The sequence below is a fragment of the Synechococcus sp. genome (assembly GCF_982614295.1).
In genome coordinates, this window is the sequence record NZ_CEXBMR010000015.1 from 1 (window position 1) to 20,608 (window position 20,608).

27 protein-coding genes are annotated in these 20,608 nt (G+C 49.1%); 12 read left to right on the forward strand and 15 right to left on the reverse strand.

The features are described 5' to 3' along the window. Positions 1 to 64 precede the first annotated feature (64 nt). Positions 65 to 961, forward strand: coding sequence for a YihY/virulence factor BrkB family protein (locus AC2JC8_RS03980; RefSeq protein ID WP_484594242.1), 897 nt, complete (start codon positions 65 to 67; stop codon positions 959 to 961). Here AC2JC8_RS03980 and xseB read toward each other — a convergent pair. From xseB to AC2JC8_RS03995, 3 genes are all read right to left on the reverse strand, one after another. After that, entirely contained in the window at positions 941 to 1,177 is a 237-nt protein-coding gene (gene xseB, locus AC2JC8_RS03985) for an exodeoxyribonuclease VII small subunit (RefSeq protein ID WP_484594243.1), read from the reverse strand. The two genes, AC2JC8_RS03980 and xseB, sit on opposite strands and share 21 nt — an antisense overlap. After that, positions 1,174 to 2,361: an exodeoxyribonuclease VII large subunit gene (gene xseA / locus AC2JC8_RS03990; protein WP_484594244.1), complete on the reverse strand. Its 1,188-nt coding sequence runs from the start codon at positions 2,359 to 2,361 to the stop codon at positions 1,174 to 1,176. The genes xseB and xseA overlap by 4 nt, the downstream gene beginning before the upstream one ends. A 259-nt stretch (positions 2,362 to 2,620) precedes the next feature. Further along, a complete protein-coding gene (locus AC2JC8_RS03995; RefSeq protein ID WP_255131474.1) occupies positions 2,621 to 2,764 on the reverse strand; it encodes a chlorophyll a/b-binding protein in 144 nt (47 codons plus the stop codon). A 154-nt stretch (positions 2,765 to 2,918) separates the two neighbouring features. Between AC2JC8_RS03995 and AC2JC8_RS04000 the strand changes: the two genes are divergently transcribed. After that, on the forward strand, positions 2,919 to 3,179 hold the full coding sequence (locus tag AC2JC8_RS04000) for a SemiSWEET transporter (RefSeq protein WP_484594253.1): 261 nt from the start codon (positions 2,919 to 2,921) through the stop codon (positions 3,177 to 3,179). Positions 3,180 to 3,183: 4 nt separating this feature from the next. Here the strand turns inward: AC2JC8_RS04000 and AC2JC8_RS04005 are convergent, their stop codons facing one another. Next, complete coding sequence (locus AC2JC8_RS04005; RefSeq protein WP_255131471.1) at positions 3,184 to 3,567, reverse strand: hypothetical protein; 384 nt, start codon at positions 3,565 to 3,567, stop codon at positions 3,184 to 3,186. 44 nt (positions 3,568 to 3,611) lie between these two features. Next, complete coding sequence (locus AC2JC8_RS04010) at positions 3,612 to 3,848, reverse strand: DUF2973 domain-containing protein (protein WP_484400559.1); 237 nt, start codon at positions 3,846 to 3,848, stop codon at positions 3,612 to 3,614. 108 nt (positions 3,849 to 3,956) lie between these two features. Here AC2JC8_RS04010 and AC2JC8_RS04015 point away from each other — a divergent pair, with 108 nt between their 5' ends. Continuing rightward, positions 3,957 to 4,982 (forward strand): trypsin-like peptidase domain-containing protein, encoded by a 1,026-nt coding sequence (locus AC2JC8_RS04015; RefSeq protein ID WP_484400560.1) that lies wholly within the window; start codon positions 3,957 to 3,959, stop codon positions 4,980 to 4,982. Between the two features lie 24 nt (positions 4,983 to 5,006). On the opposite strand, the gene AC2JC8_RS04020 is transcribed toward AC2JC8_RS04015, so the two are convergent. The 3 genes from AC2JC8_RS04020 to AC2JC8_RS04030 all read right to left on the reverse strand — a co-directional run bounded on the left by AC2JC8_RS04020 (position 5,007) and on the right by AC2JC8_RS04030 (position 7,692). Next, positions 5,007 to 5,201 carry a hypothetical protein gene (locus AC2JC8_RS04020; protein ID WP_255131468.1) on the reverse strand — a complete coding sequence of 65 codons (195 nt, stop codon included), beginning with the start codon at positions 5,199 to 5,201 and terminating at the stop codon, positions 5,007 to 5,009. A 69-nt stretch (positions 5,202 to 5,270) separates the two neighbouring features. After that, positions 5,271 to 5,459, reverse strand: a complete 189-nt coding sequence (locus AC2JC8_RS04025; RefSeq protein ID WP_484400561.1) for a hypothetical protein — start codon at positions 5,457 to 5,459, stop codon at positions 5,271 to 5,273. Between the two features lie 505 nt (positions 5,460 to 5,964). Next, positions 5,965 to 7,692: an ABC-F family ATP-binding cassette domain-containing protein gene (locus AC2JC8_RS04030; RefSeq protein WP_484400563.1), complete on the reverse strand. Its 1,728-nt coding sequence runs from the start codon at positions 7,690 to 7,692 to the stop codon at positions 5,965 to 5,967. Positions 7,693 to 7,767: 75 nt separating this feature from the next. Between AC2JC8_RS04030 and AC2JC8_RS04035 the strand changes: the two genes are divergently transcribed. Further along, complete coding sequence (locus AC2JC8_RS04035; RefSeq protein ID WP_484400564.1) at positions 7,768 to 7,941, forward strand: hypothetical protein; 174 nt, start codon at positions 7,768 to 7,770, stop codon at positions 7,939 to 7,941. Here AC2JC8_RS04035 and AC2JC8_RS04040 read toward each other — a convergent pair. Together AC2JC8_RS04040 and AC2JC8_RS04045 are read right to left on the reverse strand one after the other, a co-directional pair. After that, positions 7,934 to 8,188, reverse strand: a complete 255-nt coding sequence (locus AC2JC8_RS04040; RefSeq protein ID WP_484400565.1) for a DUF2811 domain-containing protein — start codon at positions 8,186 to 8,188, stop codon at positions 7,934 to 7,936. The genes AC2JC8_RS04035 and AC2JC8_RS04040 overlap by 8 nt on opposite strands. 338 nt (positions 8,189 to 8,526) lie before the next feature. Next, positions 8,527 to 8,778 carry a hypothetical protein gene (locus AC2JC8_RS04045; RefSeq protein ID WP_484400566.1) on the reverse strand — a complete coding sequence of 84 codons (252 nt, stop codon included), beginning with the start codon at positions 8,776 to 8,778 and terminating at the stop codon, positions 8,527 to 8,529. Positions 8,779 to 8,870: 92 nt separating this feature from the next. On the opposite strand from AC2JC8_RS04045, the gene AC2JC8_RS04050 reads away from it, so the two are divergent. Then, positions 8,871 to 9,155, forward strand: coding sequence for a ribbon-helix-helix domain-containing protein (locus tag AC2JC8_RS04050; protein ID WP_484400568.1), 285 nt, complete (start codon positions 8,871 to 8,873; stop codon positions 9,153 to 9,155). Here AC2JC8_RS04050 and AC2JC8_RS04055 read toward each other — a convergent pair. Together AC2JC8_RS04055 and AC2JC8_RS04060 are read right to left on the reverse strand one after the other, a co-directional pair. Further along, complete coding sequence (locus tag AC2JC8_RS04055; protein ID WP_484400569.1) at positions 9,152 to 10,288, reverse strand: anhydro-N-acetylmuramic acid kinase; 1,137 nt, start codon at positions 10,286 to 10,288, stop codon at positions 9,152 to 9,154. The genes AC2JC8_RS04050 and AC2JC8_RS04055 overlap by 4 nt on opposite strands. A gap of 1 nt (position 10,289) precedes the next feature. After that, entirely contained in the window at positions 10,290 to 10,925 is a 636-nt protein-coding gene (locus AC2JC8_RS04060; RefSeq protein ID WP_484400570.1) for a peroxiredoxin, read from the reverse strand. A 54-nt stretch (positions 10,926 to 10,979) separates the two neighbouring features. Between AC2JC8_RS04060 and AC2JC8_RS04065 the strand changes: the two genes are divergently transcribed. Further along, a complete protein-coding gene (locus tag AC2JC8_RS04065) occupies positions 10,980 to 12,017 on the forward strand; it encodes a glycosyltransferase family 4 protein (RefSeq protein ID WP_484400572.1) in 1,038 nt (345 codons plus the stop codon). A 7-nt stretch (positions 12,018 to 12,024) separates the two neighbouring features. On the opposite strand, the gene AC2JC8_RS04070 is transcribed toward AC2JC8_RS04065, so the two are convergent. Then, on the reverse strand, positions 12,025 to 13,179 hold the full coding sequence (locus AC2JC8_RS04070; protein ID WP_484400573.1) for an NAD(P)/FAD-dependent oxidoreductase: 1,155 nt from the start codon (positions 13,177 to 13,179) through the stop codon (positions 12,025 to 12,027). Between the two features lie 71 nt (positions 13,180 to 13,250). On the opposite strand from AC2JC8_RS04070, the gene AC2JC8_RS04075 reads away from it, so the two are divergent. Together AC2JC8_RS04075 and AC2JC8_RS04080 are read left to right on the forward strand one after the other, a co-directional pair. After that, entirely contained in the window at positions 13,251 to 13,982 is a 732-nt protein-coding gene (locus AC2JC8_RS04075; RefSeq protein ID WP_484400574.1) for a phosphoadenylyl-sulfate reductase, read from the forward strand. Positions 13,983 to 13,985: 3 nt separating this feature from the next. After that, positions 13,986 to 14,660, forward strand: a complete 675-nt coding sequence (locus AC2JC8_RS04080; protein WP_484400576.1) for a type III pantothenate kinase — start codon at positions 13,986 to 13,988, stop codon at positions 14,658 to 14,660. Here the strand turns inward: AC2JC8_RS04080 and bcp are convergent. Continuing rightward, a complete protein-coding gene (bcp, locus tag AC2JC8_RS04085; RefSeq protein ID WP_484400577.1) occupies positions 14,650 to 15,120 on the reverse strand; it encodes a thioredoxin-dependent thiol peroxidase in 471 nt (156 codons plus the stop codon). The two genes, AC2JC8_RS04080 and bcp, sit on opposite strands and share 11 nt — an antisense overlap. On the opposite strand from bcp, the gene AC2JC8_RS04090 reads away from it, so the two are divergent. From AC2JC8_RS04090 to AC2JC8_RS04100, 3 genes are all read left to right on the forward strand, one after another. Further along, on the forward strand, positions 15,119 to 15,799 hold the full coding sequence (locus tag AC2JC8_RS04090; protein ID WP_484594245.1) for a 4'-phosphopantetheinyl transferase family protein: 681 nt from the start codon (positions 15,119 to 15,121) through the stop codon (positions 15,797 to 15,799). The genes bcp and AC2JC8_RS04090 overlap by 2 nt on opposite strands. A 24-nt stretch (positions 15,800 to 15,823) precedes the next feature. Next, positions 15,824 to 16,327: a hypothetical protein gene (locus AC2JC8_RS04095; RefSeq protein WP_484419988.1), complete on the forward strand. Its 504-nt coding sequence runs from the start codon at positions 15,824 to 15,826 to the stop codon at positions 16,325 to 16,327. 81 nt (positions 16,328 to 16,408) lie between these two features. Beyond that, positions 16,409 to 17,020 carry a protein phosphatase gene (locus AC2JC8_RS04100; protein ID WP_484400580.1) on the forward strand — a complete coding sequence of 204 codons (612 nt, stop codon included), beginning with the start codon at positions 16,409 to 16,411 and terminating at the stop codon, positions 17,018 to 17,020. A gap of 89 nt (positions 17,021 to 17,109) precedes the next feature. On the opposite strand, the gene AC2JC8_RS04105 is transcribed toward AC2JC8_RS04100, so the two are convergent. Beyond that, positions 17,110 to 19,323 carry an AAA family ATPase gene (locus AC2JC8_RS04105; RefSeq protein WP_484594246.1) on the reverse strand — a complete coding sequence of 738 codons (2,214 nt, stop codon included), beginning with the start codon at positions 19,321 to 19,323 and terminating at the stop codon, positions 17,110 to 17,112. A 60-nt stretch (positions 19,324 to 19,383) separates the two neighbouring features. On the opposite strand from AC2JC8_RS04105, the gene AC2JC8_RS04110 reads away from it, so the two are divergent. Continuing rightward, positions 19,384 to 20,568, forward strand: a complete 1,185-nt coding sequence (locus AC2JC8_RS04110; protein ID WP_484594247.1) for an efflux RND transporter periplasmic adaptor subunit — start codon at positions 19,384 to 19,386, stop codon at positions 20,566 to 20,568. The last annotated feature ends 40 nt before the right edge of the window (positions 20,569 to 20,608 follow it).

Consider the following 20,608-nt stretch of genomic DNA (forward strand, 5'->3'; position numbering starts at 1 on the left):
GCTTTAATTAGCGCTAATGCCCCAGCCACCTTCTAAAGGTGGCTTTTTTTGTGCTTTATTGGCCATGTTTAAAAATCTCTCAAGATTAACTTTTTGGCAATTTAGGCAGGTGATTCGTTTGTGGAATCGCCATGGCTGTGTTGATTTAAGTGCTGCATTTGCTTTTCATAGTTTGCAGTCAATTTTTCCATTCCTTTTGCTTTGTTTTGGTGTAGCAGCTCGTGTTTTTGGTCAGGCCGATGGTGCGCTTGAACAGATTTTAGATTTTGCAGATCAGGTGCTTCCACCTGGTAGCAGATTTGTAATTGCTGATGTTTTGGAAACGTTAATAGCTCAAGGTCGGGCGGCAGGAATAATTGGTGCATTTGCTTTATTAATTACCGCTAGTAATGCAACCCTTTCGTTGCAGCGAGGTTACGATCGGCTTTGGCTTGGATTTAAGGAGCCACTATTACCTAATCATTCCTGGTTTTGGCACTTCAGTGATTTGTTATTGCAAAGGGCTAAGGCTATTTTTGGTGCATTGTTGCTTGCATTTTTATTATTAATTAATCAACTAACAACTCCTTTTAAGTTGATTTGGCTTGGCATTTGGTCTTCTTTGGCTAGCTGGTCTTTAGTGTTGCCTGAAGTGTGGCAACTGCCGGCTCGATCTGCTACTTCTGTTTTTTCTAGCTGGTGTGCTTTATTAATCGGTATTGCGCTCTTGTTTAGTTTTTTGCCCCGCAGAAGGCCACCCTTGAAATTCCTTTGGTATGGCGCACTATTTGTTGCAACAACTCTAACGTTGCTTAATCCGTTGCTGGGTAGTTTATTGATCTGGCTTTCCTCTCGTTTCCTTGCCTATGGCTTGGTTGGCGGTGTGATTGTGCTTAATCTTTGGGTTTGGTTAATTGGTTTGATCCTATATTTTGGTATGACATTGACCGTAGTTAGGCGCTCAAGAAACATCGAGGCTTAATTCATTAAGTATTAAGCCTTCTGGATCTAGTTTCTTTATATCCTGAACCACTTGGCTGAGTATTTCGCGGCAAGTTTTTTCCATTTCCAGTGCCTCTGCATATAGGCTTGGGATATCTTCAATTGGCAACTCTTCGCTTTGTAGATTACTAATTATTTTTTCGAGTGCTTCTTGAGCTTGCTGGTAGTTCAATTGCTGTTTGTTTGTTTTTTTCATAATTGCCCCTCATTTTTTCCTTTTGCGACATTATTGATTGTTAACTCAAGGCTGCCATCAATTAATTCTGCACTAATTAAGTCTCCCTTTTTTAGATTCTTGCTGTTTTTTACTACTTTTCCAGTTTCACTTCTCAAGATGCAATACCCCCTTTTTGCTAAGCGCAGTGGTGACACCGCACTCCTTAAGTTAATTAAATTTTTTAACTGCCAGAGCTTACGTTCAATCCGTTTTTCTACTGAGTTTTTGCACTGTTGGGTTCCTTGATTTTGATGGTGATTATCGATTTTTATTTGGATGCGATTTTGCAAGTATTGGCGCCAGTGCAAGCCCTGCTCATACAGCTGTTGTTGCTTCTGTTTGCCATCTGGTAGTAGGGCAACAATTGCGGCGGTTGGTGTTGCCGCTCGGTAATCAGCAACAAGATCAGCCACTGTGATGTCGTCTTCATGGCCAATTCCGGTAACGGTTGGTATCGGGCAACGGCTGATGCAGCGAGCTATGGCTTCGCTATCAAATATTGCTAGATCTTCACGGCTACCTCCTCCCCTTGCTAGCACCAAAGCTTCTATACCTAATTGCTGCCAGTGCTTTTCAAGCTTTTCAAATACTGAACAGATTTCTTTTTCTTTATCGCCTTGCACCGGAATTGGCACCACACGAATTGCACAACCAGGCCAGCGTTGTTGAGCTGTACGTAATAAATCTGCCAATGCGGAGCTTGGCACGCTAGTTAGTAAGGCGATACAACTCGGATATGCCGGCAAACTGCGCTTCTTCTCAAGCGCTAATAAGCCTTCTGCCTCTAATTTTATTTTTACGGCTTCAAAGCGTCGTAGCACCGTTGTAAGAGACGGCCTCATATCAAGTACTTGAACGCTCAGGCTTGCTCTAGCTGCCCAAAAATTTAGTTTTGCTACCACTACCACGCCATCGCCATCTTCCGGGCAAAAATTTAGGCGCTGCAAGGTGGATGCCCATGCCACTGCTTGAATGGTGGCGTCACCATCACTAAGGGTGAACCAGAGATGCCCTTTCTTAAGTACTGGTTTTAAGGCTGCTGCTTCAATTAAAAATCGGGGCGCAAAAGCCCTCTCCAGCAGCACCCCAATCGCTTCGTTTAATTGCTGAACGGAGTACCTAGGTAAATCCATTAATTCTTTAGCTGCTTGTAGCGCTGCCAAAACCAAGTACTTGTGGCACTTCCTAGTAAAAACACAACTAACCCCCAGGTGGTGTTGATGCGAACTAGGCCGATAAACGTAATCGCTAATGAGCTACTCAATATCCTTGAGCCATCCCGGCGATTTTGAACAAAAAGCCCCATCGCATCCATGCAAGCCCAATCACCATATCGAGTTGTCTGTGGGTGCTGGCAGAATTGAACATAAAAAAGGAGGCTTGCGCCCCCTTCTTAATTAGTTAAAGATAAATTCTGCCGAATCAGCCGAGGCCAACTTGAGCAAGGATTCCTTGGCCGGTGAGAAGCTCAGTAGCAAGGCCGATAACAAAACCCATCATGGCTAGGCGTCCATTCCAGGTTTCAGCGAAATTTACAAAACCGAAGCGTGAATCAGAATCAGACATGGTGCGAGGTGGTGAACTGCGCTAATTGTAACGTTTAATAGCGCACTATTGACAGTGCTCCCCTAAATAGGTCCGGTGCATATCCAGGATTGACATTTGCAGGTTTATGGCTTAAGGCTGAGCTTTAGCTTTTCTTCCAGTGACGGATCGAGCCGTGCAGCTTTTGGGATATGGCTCCGCTTTTCTTACTACAACAAGCTTTTTCCCTCAGGCCATCAAGGTTCTCCGCACAAACGAAACCAGAGGGATTTCTCTGAGAATGTATTTGCTATTCACTTTGGGGGTAGCAGGCTGGGGGATCTATGGCTGGCTAAACCGTGATTGGCCAGTTTTTGCCGCTAATTTGATTACCTTCCCTGCCACCGCTGCAATCCTTGAACGCAAAATAAAATCTCTGCTTAATCAGCGCAATTAGCTAGCTAGCGCACATGGCGGGCGCCATCTACTGGGTGATATGGCTCACCAGTGGTTTGCTCAAACACAATCGCGGGTAAACCTGTTTCAAACATGGTTTGCAGTGCTTCTTTTAAATAAGGGTTCCAGCCACCGGTAGAGACCTTGCCGTGGCGCACAGTCCAATCCCAAGTGCCTTGAAGATCTCTTGGTATACGGCCTTCACGATCTCTGCGGGCTACAAGATCTTGAGATTCCACAAGTCCCACCAAAATTGGCTCTTGGCCATAGGCGGGAGTAATTGTGAGCTCTAGGCGAACGGGATTATCTTTAACCATCCGCAAGCGAAATCTTGGCGGCAACTTCACCGCTTTGAGTACTGCTGCCACCACTTTGGTGCGTTGATCCACTTGGGTAACTCCGGCTTGCATCGGTACACAGTTTGCAGTTTCTACTAGCTTGCGCGATCGTCGGCCTTCAACGGTTCGTTATCTCCGCTGAAGCGCACTACAAGCAATTCTTCCGTTGTGATTCTGCCATTGGCATCAAGCATTTCTGGGTGGATATTGATTGGCGGGCGTGGTTGAAGCATTGCGGCGCTTGAACTAAATCCCCTGCCCATCACACGGAAGGCCTGCCAAAGCAGTGCAGCCATGCAAGCTAGATAAAGGAGTGGAAAAACCTGATTCATCTTGCTCAACTACGTATAGCCACCATTATGGGAGATAGATCAAAAGGCTTGTTTCTGCTAACAGCAAAATTGCCCACGCAACTGTTTATTTCAGCAGCTTTGCTTGCAATGTCAGCACCTGCTTTAGCCCAAGGCGGGCTGCCCCTTGGGCGTAGTTCTTTTGTTGCTGATGCAGTACGCAGGGCCGGTCCGGCAGTGGTGCGGATAGATACCGAACGCACGGTGGTTAATACAAGCTCAAGGGGTATACCCCAGATGCTTTTGATGGATCCTCTTTTTAGGCAGTTCTTTGGGGTTCCAGGAGCGGGGATTCCGAGCCAGCGCACGGAAAGGGGTCAAGGCACTGGAGTGATTTTTCAGCCGGAAGGCCTAATCCTTACAAATGCCCATGTAGTAGATGGCAGCAGCAGGGTCACTGTGGTTCTGGTGGATGGCCGCAGTTTGGAGGGTTCCGTTGTGGGCAGCGATCCAATAACCGATCTGGCGGTGGTGCGTGTTAGCTCTAATTCGCCCTTGCCGGTGGCCCCCCTTGGAAATTCCGATGGGGTTCAAGTTGGAGATTGGGCAATTGCCGTGGGGAATCCTTTTGGGCTTGATAACACCGTTACTTTGGGCATCATCAGCAGCACAAATCGCAATGCCAGCAAGCTTGGAATAACCGATAAACGTTTGGATTTAATTCAAACTGACGCTGCTATTAATCCTGGTAATTCAGGTGGACCGCTTTTGAATGCTGAAGGTCAAGTGGTGGGTATTAACGCGATGGTGCGCTCTGGCCCAGGTGCTGGCTTGGGATTTTCAATACCTATAAATCGGGCCCAAAATATTGCAGATCAACTAGTGAAAAATGGTCGAGCTAGCCACGCCATGGTTGGCTTGGTTTTGCAAACTGATCCTCGTGGGGTAAGAGTTGCATCTTTGATGCCTGGCGGCCCTGCCGCAAGGGCTGGATTGCAAATTGGTGATCTGATAACAAAAGCTTCTGGAAAGCAGATTAAGGATCCTGCTCAATTTCTAAAGGCAGTTGAAGTAACTGGAGTTGGGCAAACTCTTGATGTAATGGCAATGCGCGAAGGGAAAATATTTAACTACTCCTTAATACCTGTTGAAATGAGTCAAATAAACAAGAGATAATAAATTTCCAGGATTTAAGTAGATCTAGTAAATGGCTGGTCCAATAGGAATTTGCTGCTTAATAACCCAGTTTGTGGCAGCTTTTTGGGTTTGCCAGGCATTCAATAACTGTTTAGACAAACCGCGCAACACCTCTAGATCAGATTCCGAATCTATTGCTCTACTTATTCTTTCAACTTCAAATTTTTGACCAAGGCTGAGATTCAAAGAATTTTCCATGGTTTAAAAGCTGCTACCGATATACTAAGAACTGTTTCAGCTTATTGCGTAGCAGCTGAACCACCGCCCCTAATGCTCCACATCTCCTCCTTCGCGTAAGTCGTCTACGCAGCGGGTTACGCAGGCACCATCTTCGAGAGAGCATTCAGTAATGCATTGAAAGTAAGCCTCAACCGCATCCCAGGCTTGAACGTGGCCTTGGCCATGTAATTGGTCTACTTGAGTGTTTGAGCTGTTGATCTGGCTGATTTGGCTCACTTTGGTTAGATGGCGGTAGTTCAGTCAGCGTATGAACACTTTTCCGCTTGGTCTACAAAAATGAGTCTTGTTGCCTAGTCAACTGTGAAGTTACGTGTTTTTGGGCATTTGATTGGGCACTTCCGTTGCCAAGAAAATGCCTTTAACACTGGGCTGATGCTGAGGGTGTCGCTAGCTAGATGGAACTTATAGCGGCTCAGGGATCCCTTTGTTGCCACCAAACCGCGCACCTCTCCCAGGCTATGGAACATGAAGCAATCCACTATTTGGGCATCATTTGACCATTGCTTGCGCAATTTGTGCTGAGCCCTGGCGAATGGGGATGCCATCACGTGCAAAAGCTTTGTGGATTATCAGCTCAACACCAATAACTAATTGGCGCAAGGGCCAATTCCCGCGCGTTGATAAGGGGTGTGAAACTTACCCATAGGGCTAGTGAGTTCCTTCAGCCTTACCCCATGGATGGGGTGAAGAATGAAGAGATGATGAGCGTTTTCAAACATGCTCAGCTCGGTCTTTTTCGGCGGCTATCGGCCTTGCTTTTTTGCTTCTGACGATTAGCGCTGCGTTTAGCCTCTTTTTCCGCTTCTTGTTCGCTAAGCAGCAACAGTTCCTTTTCCTCTTCTTTCTTTTGTTCGTAATAGGCGTAGTCGCCTCGGTAAAGCACAAGATCGCCATCTTTAATTTCGACTATTTTGTTAGCAACCTGGGCTAAGAAATAACGATCATGGCTCACAATTAATGCGGCACCTTCATATTCCTTAAGGGCTGCCTCCAACATTTGCTTGGCGGGGATGTCAAGATGATTTGTTGGTTCATCTAGCACCAGCAAGTTGCACGGACTCAGCAACATTAAAGCCAATGCGAGCCGTGCTTTTTCTCCCCCTGAAAGTTTGCCCACCTCTTTAAATACAGCTTCATTGCTGAAACAAAAACTGCCAAGCAATGAACGCACCTGGGTTTGGGTCCAATCAGGCACTGCTTCAAAAAGAGTGTCTATTACTGTTTTTTCAAGGTTGAGAGCCTCGGCTTGATTTTGCTCGAAATAGCCAGCAATCACGTTGTGCTCCCCTAACCGAGCTGAACCCTCATCGGGTTTTTCGTTGCCCATCACCAAGCGCAACAACGTTGACTTACCTGCTCCGTTGGGGCCCACAAAAGCAATGCGATCTCCCCGTTCCACCTCAAGATTGGCCCCTAAGAACAAAATCTTGTCGCCATAACTGTGGGTTAGATCTTCAAATACAGCGATCTCGCGGCCGCTGCGGGGGGCGGGGGGAAATTGGAAACGAGGTCCACCAATACCTTCAGTGGGAGCCTCGAGGCGATCCACTTTATCCAGTAATTTTTCGCGACTTTTTGCTTGGGTAGATCTGGTGGCGCTAGCCCTAAAGCGGTCGATAAATGCCTGCTGACTAGCAAGTTCCTTTTGCTGCCGTTCAAAGGCGGATAGATTTGCCTCCTGTTCTAAGAGCTTTTGTTCAAGGTGTTCACTGTAATTACCTAAATAAGAACGCGACACGCCGCGCTCTGTTTCTACAATTTGATTACATACACGATCAAGAAATGCACGATCGTGACTAATTACAACTTGAGGAACAGTTTGATCGCGAAGATAGTTTTCTAGCCATTCAATTGTTTCAACATCAAGGTGATTTGTGGGCTCGTCAAGGAGCAATAAGTCTGGTTCTTGTAATAGTATCTTGCCAAGAGCGATCCTCATTTGCCAGCCGCCGGAATAGTCGCCGACAAGATCCTCTGCCCCTGATTGAGAGAAACCAATAGTGGGTAATAATTTATCGATCCGAGCATCTAATTCATAGCCATGTAATGCTTCAAATTGGTTTTGCAAGCTTCCTAATTGCTCAATTAATTTATCTAAATGGGCGGGGCTTTCCGCCGCTTCGCTACTGGCCATGGCCTGCTCAACCGCTTTTTGTTTATTGAGCACTTTTGCGGCTTCGCCGAAAGCTTGAAACAGTTCTTGGCGCACTGTGGAGCGCAGATCAACGTCGAATTCCTGTTGCAAATACACGATTCGAGGATCCCCTTGCTTCACCACAAGCCCTGTGGTGGGATCTTCTAAGCCAGCAATAATCCGCAGCTGGGTGGATTTACCGGCGCCATTAACCCCCACCAGGCCAATCCGATCCCCCGCTTTTACCTCCCAGGTCACATCCCTCAGCACTTCCCCAGTGGGATAGATCTTGCTGACCCGTTCAAGCCGCAGCATCTTGCCAGCACCAATGGGCAGACCATACCAAGCATGCGGCGCGGCAGACTCTTAATCAGCCACCTTGCTGCCTAGATGCTCAAGCGCTTGGAACAGGTAACCGCTCTCGTTGTAGCTGCAGGCTTGGCAATCGTGAGCTACTGGCTGTTTTTTAGCTGGGCCCAGGGGGGAGCCGAAAAAAACCCAGCTGATTTCCAAAGAACTGATATCAAAAGAATTGAAAGCCTTGAACAACGCCGTATTAAGTGAGGTTGTTGCGGCTGCCAAACATGCAATCCACGTATCTGCGGGTTAACTCCCGTTGCTGCGAACTCTGTTGCCCCCCCTGTTGCAACAGAAACCCAGCCAGAGCAGCCTGTAGAAGGCGGTATTGATCCCATTGAGGATGCAGATCAATGAATTGGGCCATGGCCTCAAATAAAGAACTCGGCAGAGGGGTTTGAAAACTCACCTGATATTCATCTACTAATGCGGATGTGGTAGCTCGATTAACCAATGTTGCCGTTTATCAGTTGCACCAATACGCCACAGAAAAAGGGCTTCGTCAAAATTGCCACTTACTTACTGTCTGTTTGATCTAAGAGCTGAGATTGCTAATGGCCACTGGATTGTTCCGGTTAACGAAAATTCCCGCTTGGGTTGAAGCTCAAGGCTTGCTCCCGTCAAGGGGGCAGCTGCGGTGCTAATCAATTTCCCCAAGCTTCAAAGACAGACAGGCTTAGATACTGCCTACTTGTGGAAAGATGTTGAGGCTGAGGTGGAAAAGCTGCTGCGGCTGTGGAAAAACTTGTTTGATTAGTAGAGCTAATCAAACGTAAATTGCCTGGCCGGATCTCAGGCGGCTAATTCCTCCACGCTCTCTACGGCTGAAGCGTCTTCCATGGTGCGGGCATCGAGGCAAAGCACCTTGCGCAGCTGGGCATAGTTACTCGCCATTGCAGCGCGACCCTCCTGGCTGGCTCCGTATTCAGCTCTTTGCAATATGTGATGAAGGTGGGTGAGCAGGTAAGTGCTGATAACGGCTGAAACCAGCACATCACTTTTCTCAGAACCTTTCTCAGCGCTTTTTTTAGAGGCTAGAGACATGGGCGTTGTCCATTGCTGTCAACTATAGTGGCGGATACTACCCATGACAGTGTTACTACACTTGTCAGTATTTCTGCCCCTGGGTTCCACCTGTGCCCACTCGTCAAACCTCCAGCAGCGGTAGATCCAAGTCTCCGCGCATCCAGGTGGTGTTACCTGAGGGGCTCTGGGAGCGCCTTTCTGCAGCTGCAGAGGCAGACAGCCGCACAGTTAGCAATATGGCCAAGGTGTTGATCCAGCAGGGGCTCAGCCAATGGGAGCAAGCCGCTAACCCGCAAAGCAACAGCGAGCGACTACGCAATCAGTTGGAGCGCCAGCAACAAAGCCCGCTTAAGCGTTTACGGGGGCTGCCTCGCCGCATTCGCCTCAATCGCTAAGGGCGTACCAATTGCCCCAATAGTCCGCAGCGCTTAGCTCCTGTTACAGACGGGATACCCGCTGCAAATCCCCGTTGTTGCCACCAGGCCAACAACGCGAAGGCCAGGGCTTCTCTTTCTTGGTTGCCAATGCCTAGCTCAGCTAAGGGCCTAACCCACACCCCGAGGCAGCGATTTCGCAATTGCAACATCAGGGCTTTATTGCGACAGCCGCCCCCAGAAATCAAAAGTTCAAGTGGTTTTATACCCCGATCGAGATCGGCAGCTACAGCAGCAGCACTAAACGCTGTAAGGGTGGCAATCACGTCTGCTGCTGCCTCAATTCCAGCTTTTTTAAGGCTTGAAATTCTCGCCTCCAGGTCTTGGCGTCCGTAGAGCTCGCGGCCAGTTGATTTTGGTGGTGCTTTCTGTAGGTAAGGCTCCTTAAGCCACTGTTGCAGCAACTCTTCTTGCACCTTTCCCTCTAAAGCCCAGCTGCCGTCTTGGTCGTAGCTGCGGGCGCCAGCACTAAAAAATTGAACCGCTAAATCAATCAAACTATTGGCGGGTCCGCAATCCCAGCCCCGTAACGGCTTGGTTTGATCGGGGCCGTGGGCTGGCGGCAGCAAAGTTACGTTCGCAATGCCGCCAAGATTTAAAACAGCACGCCACCCTCCAACCGCTGGCAATAGGGCTTGATCGGTGCGGGGAACCAATGGTGCCCCTTGTCCGCCTCGGGCTAGATCACCTGCGCGGAAATTACTTACCACTGGCTTTTGCAGCATTTCCGCCAGTGCTGCGGCATTAAGGCTTTGCCAACTACTGCCAAGCAGTTGTAGATGGGGTGGCTGATGCCAGAGGGTTTGGCCATGGCAGCCCACCAGCTGCGCGCAGTTTTTTGGGTCAGCGGCGCGGGCGCAAACAGCTTGGGCTTTGGTAATTTCTTGCTCAAGTTGCAGCCAAGCAGCAGCTGGCAAGGGTTTTCCCTGCCCGGCTGCCACTATGCGTTGCTGCAAATCAACTGGATAGGGGTGATGGGCACTACTGAGAAGCCGCCAACTGGGCCGCTGGTTATTACCCCAAAACTTCACCAGCACCCCATCCACCCCATCGGCGCTGGTGCCACTCATCAGGCCCAGCACCGTTGTTGCCATATCAGCGGTTTGGCTGGGGGGTAGTGCGCAGGTATGGCTTTACCTCAGTTACACCTTTAGGGAATTTGACCCGTGCTTCTGCTGTGGGAATCGAGGGAACTACTACACAATCATCGCCATCAACCCAATTAACAGGTGTTGCCACCTGATGATTATCGGTGAGTTGCAAGGAATCAATCACCCGCAGAATTTCATTGAAATTGCGACCAGTGCTAGCTGGATATGTGATTTGTAGACGCAGTTTTTTGTTTGGATCAATGATAAAAACTGAACGCACTGTGAGATTATTAAGTGCATTGGGATGAATCATTCCGTAGAGATCACTCACACTTTTATCGGCATCGGCAAGGATTGGATAATCAACGAGGGTGCATTGGGTTTCGTTGATGTCGCCAATCCAACCTTTGTGGCTTTCAGCTGAATCGACACTTAGAGCAATTGTTTTTACATTGCGTTTCTGCCACTCGGGCCTTAGTTTTGCTACTTCGCCCAATTCAGTGGTGCATACCGGGGTGTAGTCAGCTGGGTGAGAGAAGAGCACCACCCAGCTGCCTTCAGCAAAGTCGTAGAGATTGATGGATCCCAGCTGAGAGTCTTGGGTGAAGTTTGGAACGGTGTCGCCGAGTTGCAGGGTCATATGCATAGGGAATACGCTTAATAATGCTTGCACAAGCTGTGCAGGCTGGCAGAGATGAGTACCCCCCTGGCGCTTTTTAACGGCAGTTATCTGGGGGAAAGGCCAACGGGGATTGGGGTTGTAGCAAGGGAGCTATATGCAGCCCTAGATCATCAAGAGGTGCCAGCGCTTTGGCCGCAGGGCCTCTCCCCAGACCATGGCTCCCGCGGACACTTACGACGTTTGCTTTGGACCCAGAGGCAATTGCCAAAGTTGTGGAAGAGCAGCGGTGCTCCGCTTTTGCTTTCTCCCCTACCGGAAGCTCCTCTGGGTAGAGGTGTGCCTGCGGTGGTTCTCGCCCACGATCTGCTGCCTCTGCGCTACCCCCAGCTTTCGCCCCTACTCGCTTATCACTTGGCCTATGTGCCTTTGGTATTGCATCGAGCTCGCCACGTGCTGTGCAATTCAGAGGCAACTGCCCGGGAGGTTCACATGCGGTTGCGCCTGCCTTTGCGGCGGCTATCGGTGTTGCGTTTGGGTTTTTCCCCGGGGTTATTGAAGCCCATGGGGTTGCAGAGGGAAAACTTTTTGCTGGTGCTTGGCCGCCATGATCCCCATAAAAATCTGGCCCGTTTAATCCGCGCTTTTGCTCGGCTTCCGCAGGGGGAGCAGATGTTGCATTTTGTTGGTCCCCACGACTCTCGATACACCCCCAAGTTGCAGAAATTAGCAGTGGAACTTGGGATCGAAAAGCGTTGCCGCTTTACCCCATGGGTTGATAACAACGAACGCCTTACGTTGTTAAATCGTGCCACGGCATTAGTTATGCCAAGTCTTTGGGAGGGTTTTGGTTTACCTGCGCTAGAGGCGATGGCCTGCGGTACGCCGGTTTTAGCTTCCACCGCCGGGGCGTTACCTGAAGTTGTTGGAGCTGCGGCATTACCGCTTAATCCCATAAAAATTGATCAAATGACATCTGCAATGGCGCAGATATTTAACGATCGATGCTTGCAGCTGGAATTGTCAAAGGCTGGGCCGGCGCGGGCGGCTCAATTCAACTGGTGCATAACTGGCGCAAATCTCACTCAAAGGCTGAAAGAACTAGCAAATTAAGCAACTACTATTGCCCGATAAATTCACCAAGCCAGCCTGCAGCCACCTTGAAAGGCAACTGTGCACCCGGTAGGCGGGTGAGATAAGTCCAACGCCGTATTTGTTGGGCTGCAGGGCCTGCCAGGGTTATTCCCATCCCTGTGAGGCTTGCCTTGCCAACACCAAGGCTGAGCATTTCACCAAGATCATTCCAAACGAAATCCGCTAAGGGTTCTGCAGCTAATGAGCTCATTAAGTTGCGAGCAAGTATTGGCGCCTGCTGGAAAGCCACTTGGGCACTTGCAGGTAGTGGAGGGTCGTGGGGAACAAAGGCACCATCACCAATGCCGAAAATTTCAGGAAAATCCTGAACTTGCAGATTTGCAAGGCATTGAAGCTTGCCATTTTGTTGTTGAGGGAGCTGGGGGCATGGCGGCTTGCTTTGCTGGCCGGCAGTCCAAATAACAGCAGCTATTTTTAATTGCTCGGGCGTTTCAGAACCCTCTTGCTTGAGTTGCAGCTCATGGGCGCCCACACTTAATACCTCACAGTTGCAACGCAAGCGCACGTCTAAGCGTTGCAGCGCCAGTAGCGCCTGCTGGCGATTGAAAGCCTTGGCATTGGCTAAACATTGCGGTCCCCGCTCGAGCAGTTCCACCACAGCAGAGCCCTTTAATAAATCTGCCAATTTGCAAGCCAGCTCCACTCCACTGGGGCCAGCTCCAACAACCGCAATCCGTTGCAGCGATTGAGGTTGCTGTTTAATTTTTTTGATTAATGCCGCCAAGCGATCCACATCCGCAAGGGTTCTAAAAGTTTGGGCATAAGTTTCCACTCCAGGCACGCCAAAGCTGAAAGGAGCCGCTCCTGTAGCCACCACCAAGCGGCTGTAGTTGAGCTCCTTGCCGCCTGCGGTGTGTAATTTGGAGTCTTCAGGGGTAATGGCTGTAGCCCGATCTTTTAACCAACCAATGCCGTGGCCTGCTAGCAAGTTGTCGTAGCGCGGCGCAAGTTGCCACAGGGCGAGTTCGGCGCTGAGCAATTCGTAGAGAAAAGGTGAAAAAACAAATCTTTCGTTTGGTTCAACCAAAAGCAGTGGGGGGTGATTGGCTTGTTTTGCCAACTCGAGAGCTGTGTAGAGGCCCCCAAAACCGCCGCCAATAATCACTATCGGTGCCTGCACTACTACAACCTCCGATTTATTGGCACACTACGGGGTTTAGCGTGACGCTGCGGTTGGTTGGAAATTGATGAATGGGGCGTTCGTCGCTCGATCTTGCAGCTGAGTTGGAACTGTTTCAGGCCCAACTAGTTGAACTTGATGCCCCAGGGCAGTTGCAGTGGGGTTTGCAACAATTTGGTTCTAGCTTTGCGCTCACCACAAGTTTTGGTATCCAATCGGCGGTGCTGCTGCATCTAGCCACTCAAATTGAGCCAAATATTCCGATCTATTGGGTTGATACCGGTTATTTACCAGCGGAAACCTATGTTTATGCTGAGGATCTTAAAAATCTTTTACAACTAAATATTCAAGTGGTCCAGCCCTCCATGAGCCCGGCGCGGATGGAAGCGTTATTGGGCAAATTGTGGGAAAGCGAGGAGCCTGGTTCGCTAGCTAAATATCACCGGCTGCGCAAAGTGGAGCCGCTGGATCAAGCCTTGGATACTGCCTCGGTGGCTTGTTGGGCGAGCGGGGTGAGAGCACGTCAAACAGATCACAGATCAACCATGGCTCCTCTGGAATTAATTAGGGGTCGCTGGAGCTTGCGCCCGCTGCTGAAATACACCAGTAAGGATGTTTATTACTACATGCAAGAGCACAAGCTGCCCCCCCATCCTCTTTTTGAGCAGGGCTACAGCACTGTTGGGGATTGGCACTCCAGCGCCCCTGATGCAGGGCAGGGCAGGGGAAGCCGTTTTGCGGGCAAGCAGCAGGAATGCGGCCTGCATTTGCAGGAATCAATGCTTGAGGGGGCTGGGATCTAGGCGATGGAACGGCTGCTCTTGATCGGTAATAGCCGTTGGCATTGGGGTGTAGGCGATCACTTTTGGCATTGCAGTCCAGCCCAAGGTCTAGAGCAATTTTTGCAGCAGCCTCCCCAGCGATGGGCTGCTGTGGGGGCAGTACCAAAGGAACTTGAAGCTTGGAATCAAAGCCAAGTAGTGGTTGAAATGGTGCCCCTTAAAAACCAGGCGATTGGACTTGGAGTTGATCGTGCTCTGGTGGGGTGGGGGGCCTGGCAGCGCAGCGCCGGAGCAGTGTTAGTAGCCGATGCTGGCACTGCGTTCAGCCTCACTCTTGTTGATTCTGGCGGCGCTTTTTGCGGTGGCCGAATCATGGCCGGAGCAGCCTTACAGCTGCATTCGTTGAATCAGGCCACCAATGCTCTGCCAGAGGTGTTACTGCCAAAGGTAGACCGGTTGAAAATTACGGAAATTTGGCCCCAAAACACCGTGGGAGCTATGTCTGTTGGCGTTTTGCATGGGCTGGCCGCAGCGCTTTGTAGTAGCTACAGCCAAATGCCCCTCCTGTTTTCTGGGGCGAAGCTCTGGCTCACGGGGGGGGATGCAGAGTTGTTGCAGCCTCTTTTGATAGAAGCTGGTTTGCAACCACGCTTGGCCCTAAATCTCGCCTTGGAAGCCCTGGGGCGGCTTAGCTGCTGATACCAAGGTCGTTGAGAATGGTTTCAGCCATTGTTTCAGCTTTTACTTTTGTGTAAATCCTTTCCAGCTTCCCTTCTGCATCTATTACGAAAGTGTGACGCATCATTCCCATGTATTCACGCCCCATGAATTTTTTGAGTCCGTAGCTTTCATAGGATGTAGCAACTGGGCAAGGTTCCTCATCACTTAACAAAGTAAAAGGCAAGCTGTATTTTTCAATGAATTTGCCGTGGCTTTTTGCGCCATCTTTACTAATACCAAAAACTTTGATGCCATTTGTTTCGAATAAAGCCCATTGGTCACGAAAATTGCAAGCTTCTTTTGTGCAGCCTGGAGTGTCGTCTTTTGGATAGAAATAGAGCACAACCCTTTTGCCGCGTTGCTCTTCAAGATTTACCGATTGACCACTTTGATCTGGAAGGATGAAGCTGGGAGCGGAATCGCCGATTTCAAGTGCCATGGCTGGATCTATGGGCTCGTTAGAACTTAAGCAGTCTCGCTTGGGTTGGGGAGCTCTCAAAGATCCAGCTGATGGTGATCTGCTCGCGGGAATCACAGCCCAGGAGCAGTGTTGGGCTGAAATATTGCCTGGCTCCGTAAAACAAAGATTTCTGTGCAGCAGATTTTTAGTGCGCCGATGGTTGGCTCATTGGTTTGATATTGATCCCCTTGAGATTCCCCTCAAGGCGCCCCCAGGTTTACCCCCACTTTTGGCGCGTGGATGGGGTGAAGTGAGTTGGAGCCATAGCTCAGAGCGGCTGTTGCTTGGTTGGTCTAGAAAGCAAATCGGGGTTGATCTGGAGCGGGCTAGTCGCCCCCTGGCTGCAAATGCATTGATGCAACGCTTTTTTCCTGAGATCGAACAAGCTCAGCTGGTGCATCTCAAAGGGGATGCTTTGCAGCAGGCTGTTTTATGCAGCTGGGTTGCAAAGGAGGCATTAATAAAACAAAAACGCAGCAGCATCGCTTTAGAGCTGTCGGATTGGTGTAAGGAATACAACCAGCCAATTGCGCGGCACCTTCCCAGTGGAATTAGCTGGCCTGTTCAGGTGAGCCACATCAGTTTTGATGCTGAGTTGTGGCTTGTGGGCTGGAGTGGAGCAATGGTGCCACCACTGGAAACTTTTGGAAGCAGCTAATTTCAGGGGACAGTTCCCATTGCCATGCCACGCACATACAAGTTTGTGCTGATTTTGTTGCTGGGCATGTTGGGGCTGGCAGGGCTTTTACGCCTTCAGTTGCTGCCGCCGCCCCTGGCACGCGTTAGCGCAGACACCATCCTCAATGATTTGGAGGCTCAGGAATCGCTGCAGGAGGTGCGTCAGCAGGCAGCAGCTCTAATGAGCCGCTTTGTTGGGGGAGAAATCACAAGGCACTACTGGGGTGGATTTACGCCTTTTATGGACGTTCTTGGTATCGAGCTGCCCACTGAATTTGAAGCCAAAGTTGATGTAATTCCAGAACAGGCTCGTTTGAGCTTGCGGCCGCGGCAAATAGATGAGCGCTACTTGGCGGAGGTTCGAATAGACAACAATGTTGCCCGCGGGGTTGCTTGCCGCGGTTTGGGGAACAATGTGGAATTTCGGCTGGCGGGGGAGCGGTTGCTTTGCCCTAAGGGGTGGTTTTCAATGATCGATCCCTCCGTGGATGGGTATCGCAACCGGTAAGTATTGATCAGGGTTTGAAAACAGGGTTGGCTAATTTTCTTTTTGAAACTAAACTAAAGTTTAAGTGTTACTTTTGCTCCCATGCTAAAGCGCATTGCTGCTGGCCTTCTTGCCGGCGCTGCCATTTCCGTGTCTGCCTTACCCGTTTCCGCTCAGCCCTCACCTGTTCGTTGGAACTCCGGTGGTGCTGTATGGACTACAAAATTTTCTGATTTCAACAACTTCCTTAAGTCGAAGAATGCCACCAGCAACGAGCGTGGCCTTTCTTCTGGTTTGACCGCCTCAGGTTGGACTGCTAAGGAAGTTAAAGCCGGTTTATCTAAAACCTACAACGTAGATTTAGTTGGTGTTTCCCGCTATCTCTATTCAAAAAATGGCGTTAAGTTCCTGCAGGATCAAACCCGCAGCTACTTCCCTTACTGGGCATCAAAGAAAACAGCAGTGCCAGCCCTGCGTTCTGCGATAGTTCTCGCTTCTAAAGGCGGCAAGCTGTCTTCTGCTGCGATTATGAAGAACTTGCCTGTTGATTTCCGTTTGGCTGATAACGACAAATTTGATGGCAAGCAGAATATCTCTGCAAAAGGTAAGTGTAGGAGCGCAGCTCAGTGCAGCTCACTTCTTTCTTGGTATGTGTTCTTGCCTGCTTCTATTCAAGCCAATCAAGTGATGAATAAAGTAACTGGTCGAAAGTAACTGCCCGTTCCGCTGGAGCCAGCTCCGCCCCTGCTGCCGTTCGTGGCCTTTGGTAATTAGTTGATCTTTTGATCAGTTAATTTACGTTTTTATAAACCCCGCCTCAGGGCGGGGTTTTTTTGCGCTGTTAAACGCTGATGTATCAGGGGTTGAATCAGTTTGACACCCAGCTGATGCTGGTAGCAATTTTCAAGTTCAGTTAATAATTCAGCTGCGAAGTTGTTAAGCCACCAGCAACGGTATTTACTTTCGGGGTTAAACCACTGCTCCAGTAATTGGGGGCTAATAATAAATTCAACCTGTTCCAGCCATTTATCTACAGAAGCCACCCAGCCAGAACTTTTCAATAGGTTCTCAAGCGGTAGATTAAAAGCTTCATTATTAAGCCATTCTTTTTCTAATTGACACATCTCAATTTGCAGGCTGTTTACCCAGCCCAAAGAACCCTTAGGCAAAAGATTCAAGGGCCCTAATTCCCTGTGGCTATTTAGAAAAGTAAGGCGACCATCTTCGGTTAGTAGTAAATCTAACTGATTGAGCCATTTCTCTCTTTCACTGGGAGTTGCTCCTTTGAGTAGATTGCGCCCAATAATAAGTTCAAACTTCTCACCTTCTTGTAGTTGCAGATGAAGTTGATCGAGGCAATGGGGCTCAGTTTGATAAATAATAGGCTTTTGTAGCTGATCAAGCACCTGTAATTGGGCCTCAAGTTTGGTTGCAGTTTCGCGATTCTCCACCTGCAAACTCACACCACCTTCCGGGGCAAGTTTCATTGCAGGTAGCGCCCAGAACAAAGATTGGCAATTTAAAACCAATACTCTGTGATGGCGCTCTAGGGGAATTCCCTGCCAAAAACGTTGCTGCAGAAGCTGTAAGCGTTCTCCTGCTTGAACCATTTGTCGCTTTAACCAGCGTTCAAGGCTTGGGGTGCTAGGGCTACTGCTAACACTTTCACCTTGTTCAATCCCCCATTCAGCGGCTGCTGATAATTGGGCAGCTCGTTGCCATTGCAATTGTTGGCTGCGTTCCGCCTCCCAGCCGCTTTTACCTGGTTGCCAAAATATTTGGCCTTGAAGTGTCTCCGGTAAATATTGCTGAGCTACCCAATGTTCTGAATATGCATGGGGATAGCGGTAGCCCTTTCCATCTCCAAAAGCCGCCCCATCTCGATGGGAATCGCGTAGATGGCTGGGAATTAACTGAGCTTTTTCTTCTTTTAGGCTGCGGACCGCATCAAAAAATCCAAGAATGCTGTTACTTTTACTTGTATTTGTTAAATACAATGTGGCCTGTACTAATGGATAGATACCCTCTGGTAATCCGATCCGATCAAATGCTGCTGCGCATGCTTCCACAACAACTATTCCCTGGGGATCGGCAAGGCCAATATCTTCACCTGCAGCAATCAATAAGCGGCGAAATATAAAACGCGGATCTTCTCCAGCTTCTATCATTCTTGCCAGCCAAAATAAAGCAGCATCAGGATCACTTCCGCGTATGGATTTAATAAAGGCGCTGATAGTATCAAAATGGGCATCTCCTTGTTTGTCATATAGAACCGCCTGTTGCTGAATTGATTGCTCTGCCACCTCTAAATTAATTTCAATTAAGCCTTGGTTATCTGGCTGGCTGCTTTCTACTGCCAACTCCAATGCATTTAGCAAAGTTCGGGCATCGCCCCCCGCCACAGCTATCAGATGGCTGCGAGCTTCTATACTTATTAATATATTGCGATTGCCAAATCCCATTTCTTGATCGCTAAGAGCGCGGCAGATTACCTGATCTAAATGTTTACTAGTTAAAGGTTGTAATCGAAATAATCTCGATCTACTTACTAAGGCTTTATTTACTTCAAAGAAAGGATTTTCAGTGGTGGCACCAATAAGTGTTACGGTGCCATTCTCCACCCAGGGCAGCAGGGCATCCTGTTGGGATTTATTAAATCTATGCACTTCATCAATAAACAGCAAGGTTCGTAAACCGTGGCGGCCTAATTTTTCTTGCGCTTGTTCAATCGCATCCTTAAGTTCACGAATTCCAGCTAATACTGCATTGAGGCTGCAGAAGTAGGAACGGGTACTGTTTGCAATTATCCGTGCAAGGCTTGTTTTACCTGTACCTGGGGGGCCATGAAAAATGATGCTCCCTAGGCAGTCTGCCTCGATCGCTCGCCGCAATAATCGGCCTGCACCAAGGATTTCGTCTTGACCGATGAAGTCTTTTAAGCAAAGCGGCCGCATCCGCTCAGCTAATGGGGCTTGCCTTTGCAGAAGCTGTTCCCGCTGGTGGCTGAACAAATCCATGCAAATACTTTGCCGTTCTTAGTGAAGAGATGGCAGGCTTAGACCATCTGATTTAGTTTTGTGCGTTTTTTGCTTGCGGCGCTGTTGCTGTTGGGGTTGCCCCTCACTGGATGCAGCCCCAAGGAGCCCCGCAAAAAGCCTTTACCAGTATCCACTTTGCAGGTTCAACCAGCCACTTTTCAAGACCTTGGTGATTACACCAGCACCCTTGAAGCTGTAGATGAGGTGAAGATGGCGGCGGTTAGCAGTGGAAGAGTGCAGGCGCGTTTAGTTCGGGCTGGCGATCAAGTGAATGCAGGCCAAGAGTTATTGCGTTTGCGAGTTAGGGAGCGTTCAGCAGATGTGCAACAAGCCCAAGCTGCTGTAGCCCGTAGTAAGGCTGGTGTGGCAGAAGTGAGGGCAAAGCTTGAAAAAGACAAATCAAATTTTCAGCGCTACAACTATTTGAAAGGCCAAGGGGCAAGTAGTGCTCAGGAGCTAGATGGTTACCGATCTCAATACCTTGCCCAGCAGGCCAGCCTCAAGGCATCAATAGATGGAGTGGCTGCAGCTAATGCGGAATTAGAGGTGGCGCGATCGCGCTTATCAGACAAACTCGTAACAGCCCCTATCGCAGGCCAAGTTGGCGACATCCTGGTGAAGGTTGGTGATGTTGTTAAAGAGGGTGATCCATTCACAAGCATTATTCGCAACGACCGCTTACTAACCCGTATTGAGATTCCATCTAATTTAAGCTCCCGCACGAAGATTGGCCTGCCTGTGTGGTTGAGGGATACCAGCGGAACAAAAGTTTTAGCCAAGGGCCGGATTAGTTTCGTAAGCCCAGTTGTGAATACTGTTAGTCAGGGATTGCTTGCAAAAGCTGAATTTATAAATCCTCAAGGGAGATTGCGCAGTGGAGAGCGGGTGCGTACCCAGGTTGAATTCGGCTCACAACAACAATTAGCGGTACCTTTTTCAGCTGTTATACAAACAGCGGGTCAAAGTTTTGTTTATGTGCTGGGCAGCGCAAAGCAATTGCCGATTAATCTTAGGAATAAATTTGAAATCCCAGCAGAAGCAGCGGTTGCGATAAAGTTGCCGGTGCGCTTGGGAGCTTTGCAAAATAATTGTTATCCAGTGTTGGCAGGAATAAAGCCTGGCGATAGATTGATTGCAAGCAATATTCTGAATTTGCGTAATGGCACTGCAGTAAAAGCGCGCCCGAGTCGCCAAGGAATAGCATTGTGTACATCCGCCCGTTGACATTAAATCAGCACTCAGTTATGATAATGAAATCTGATGT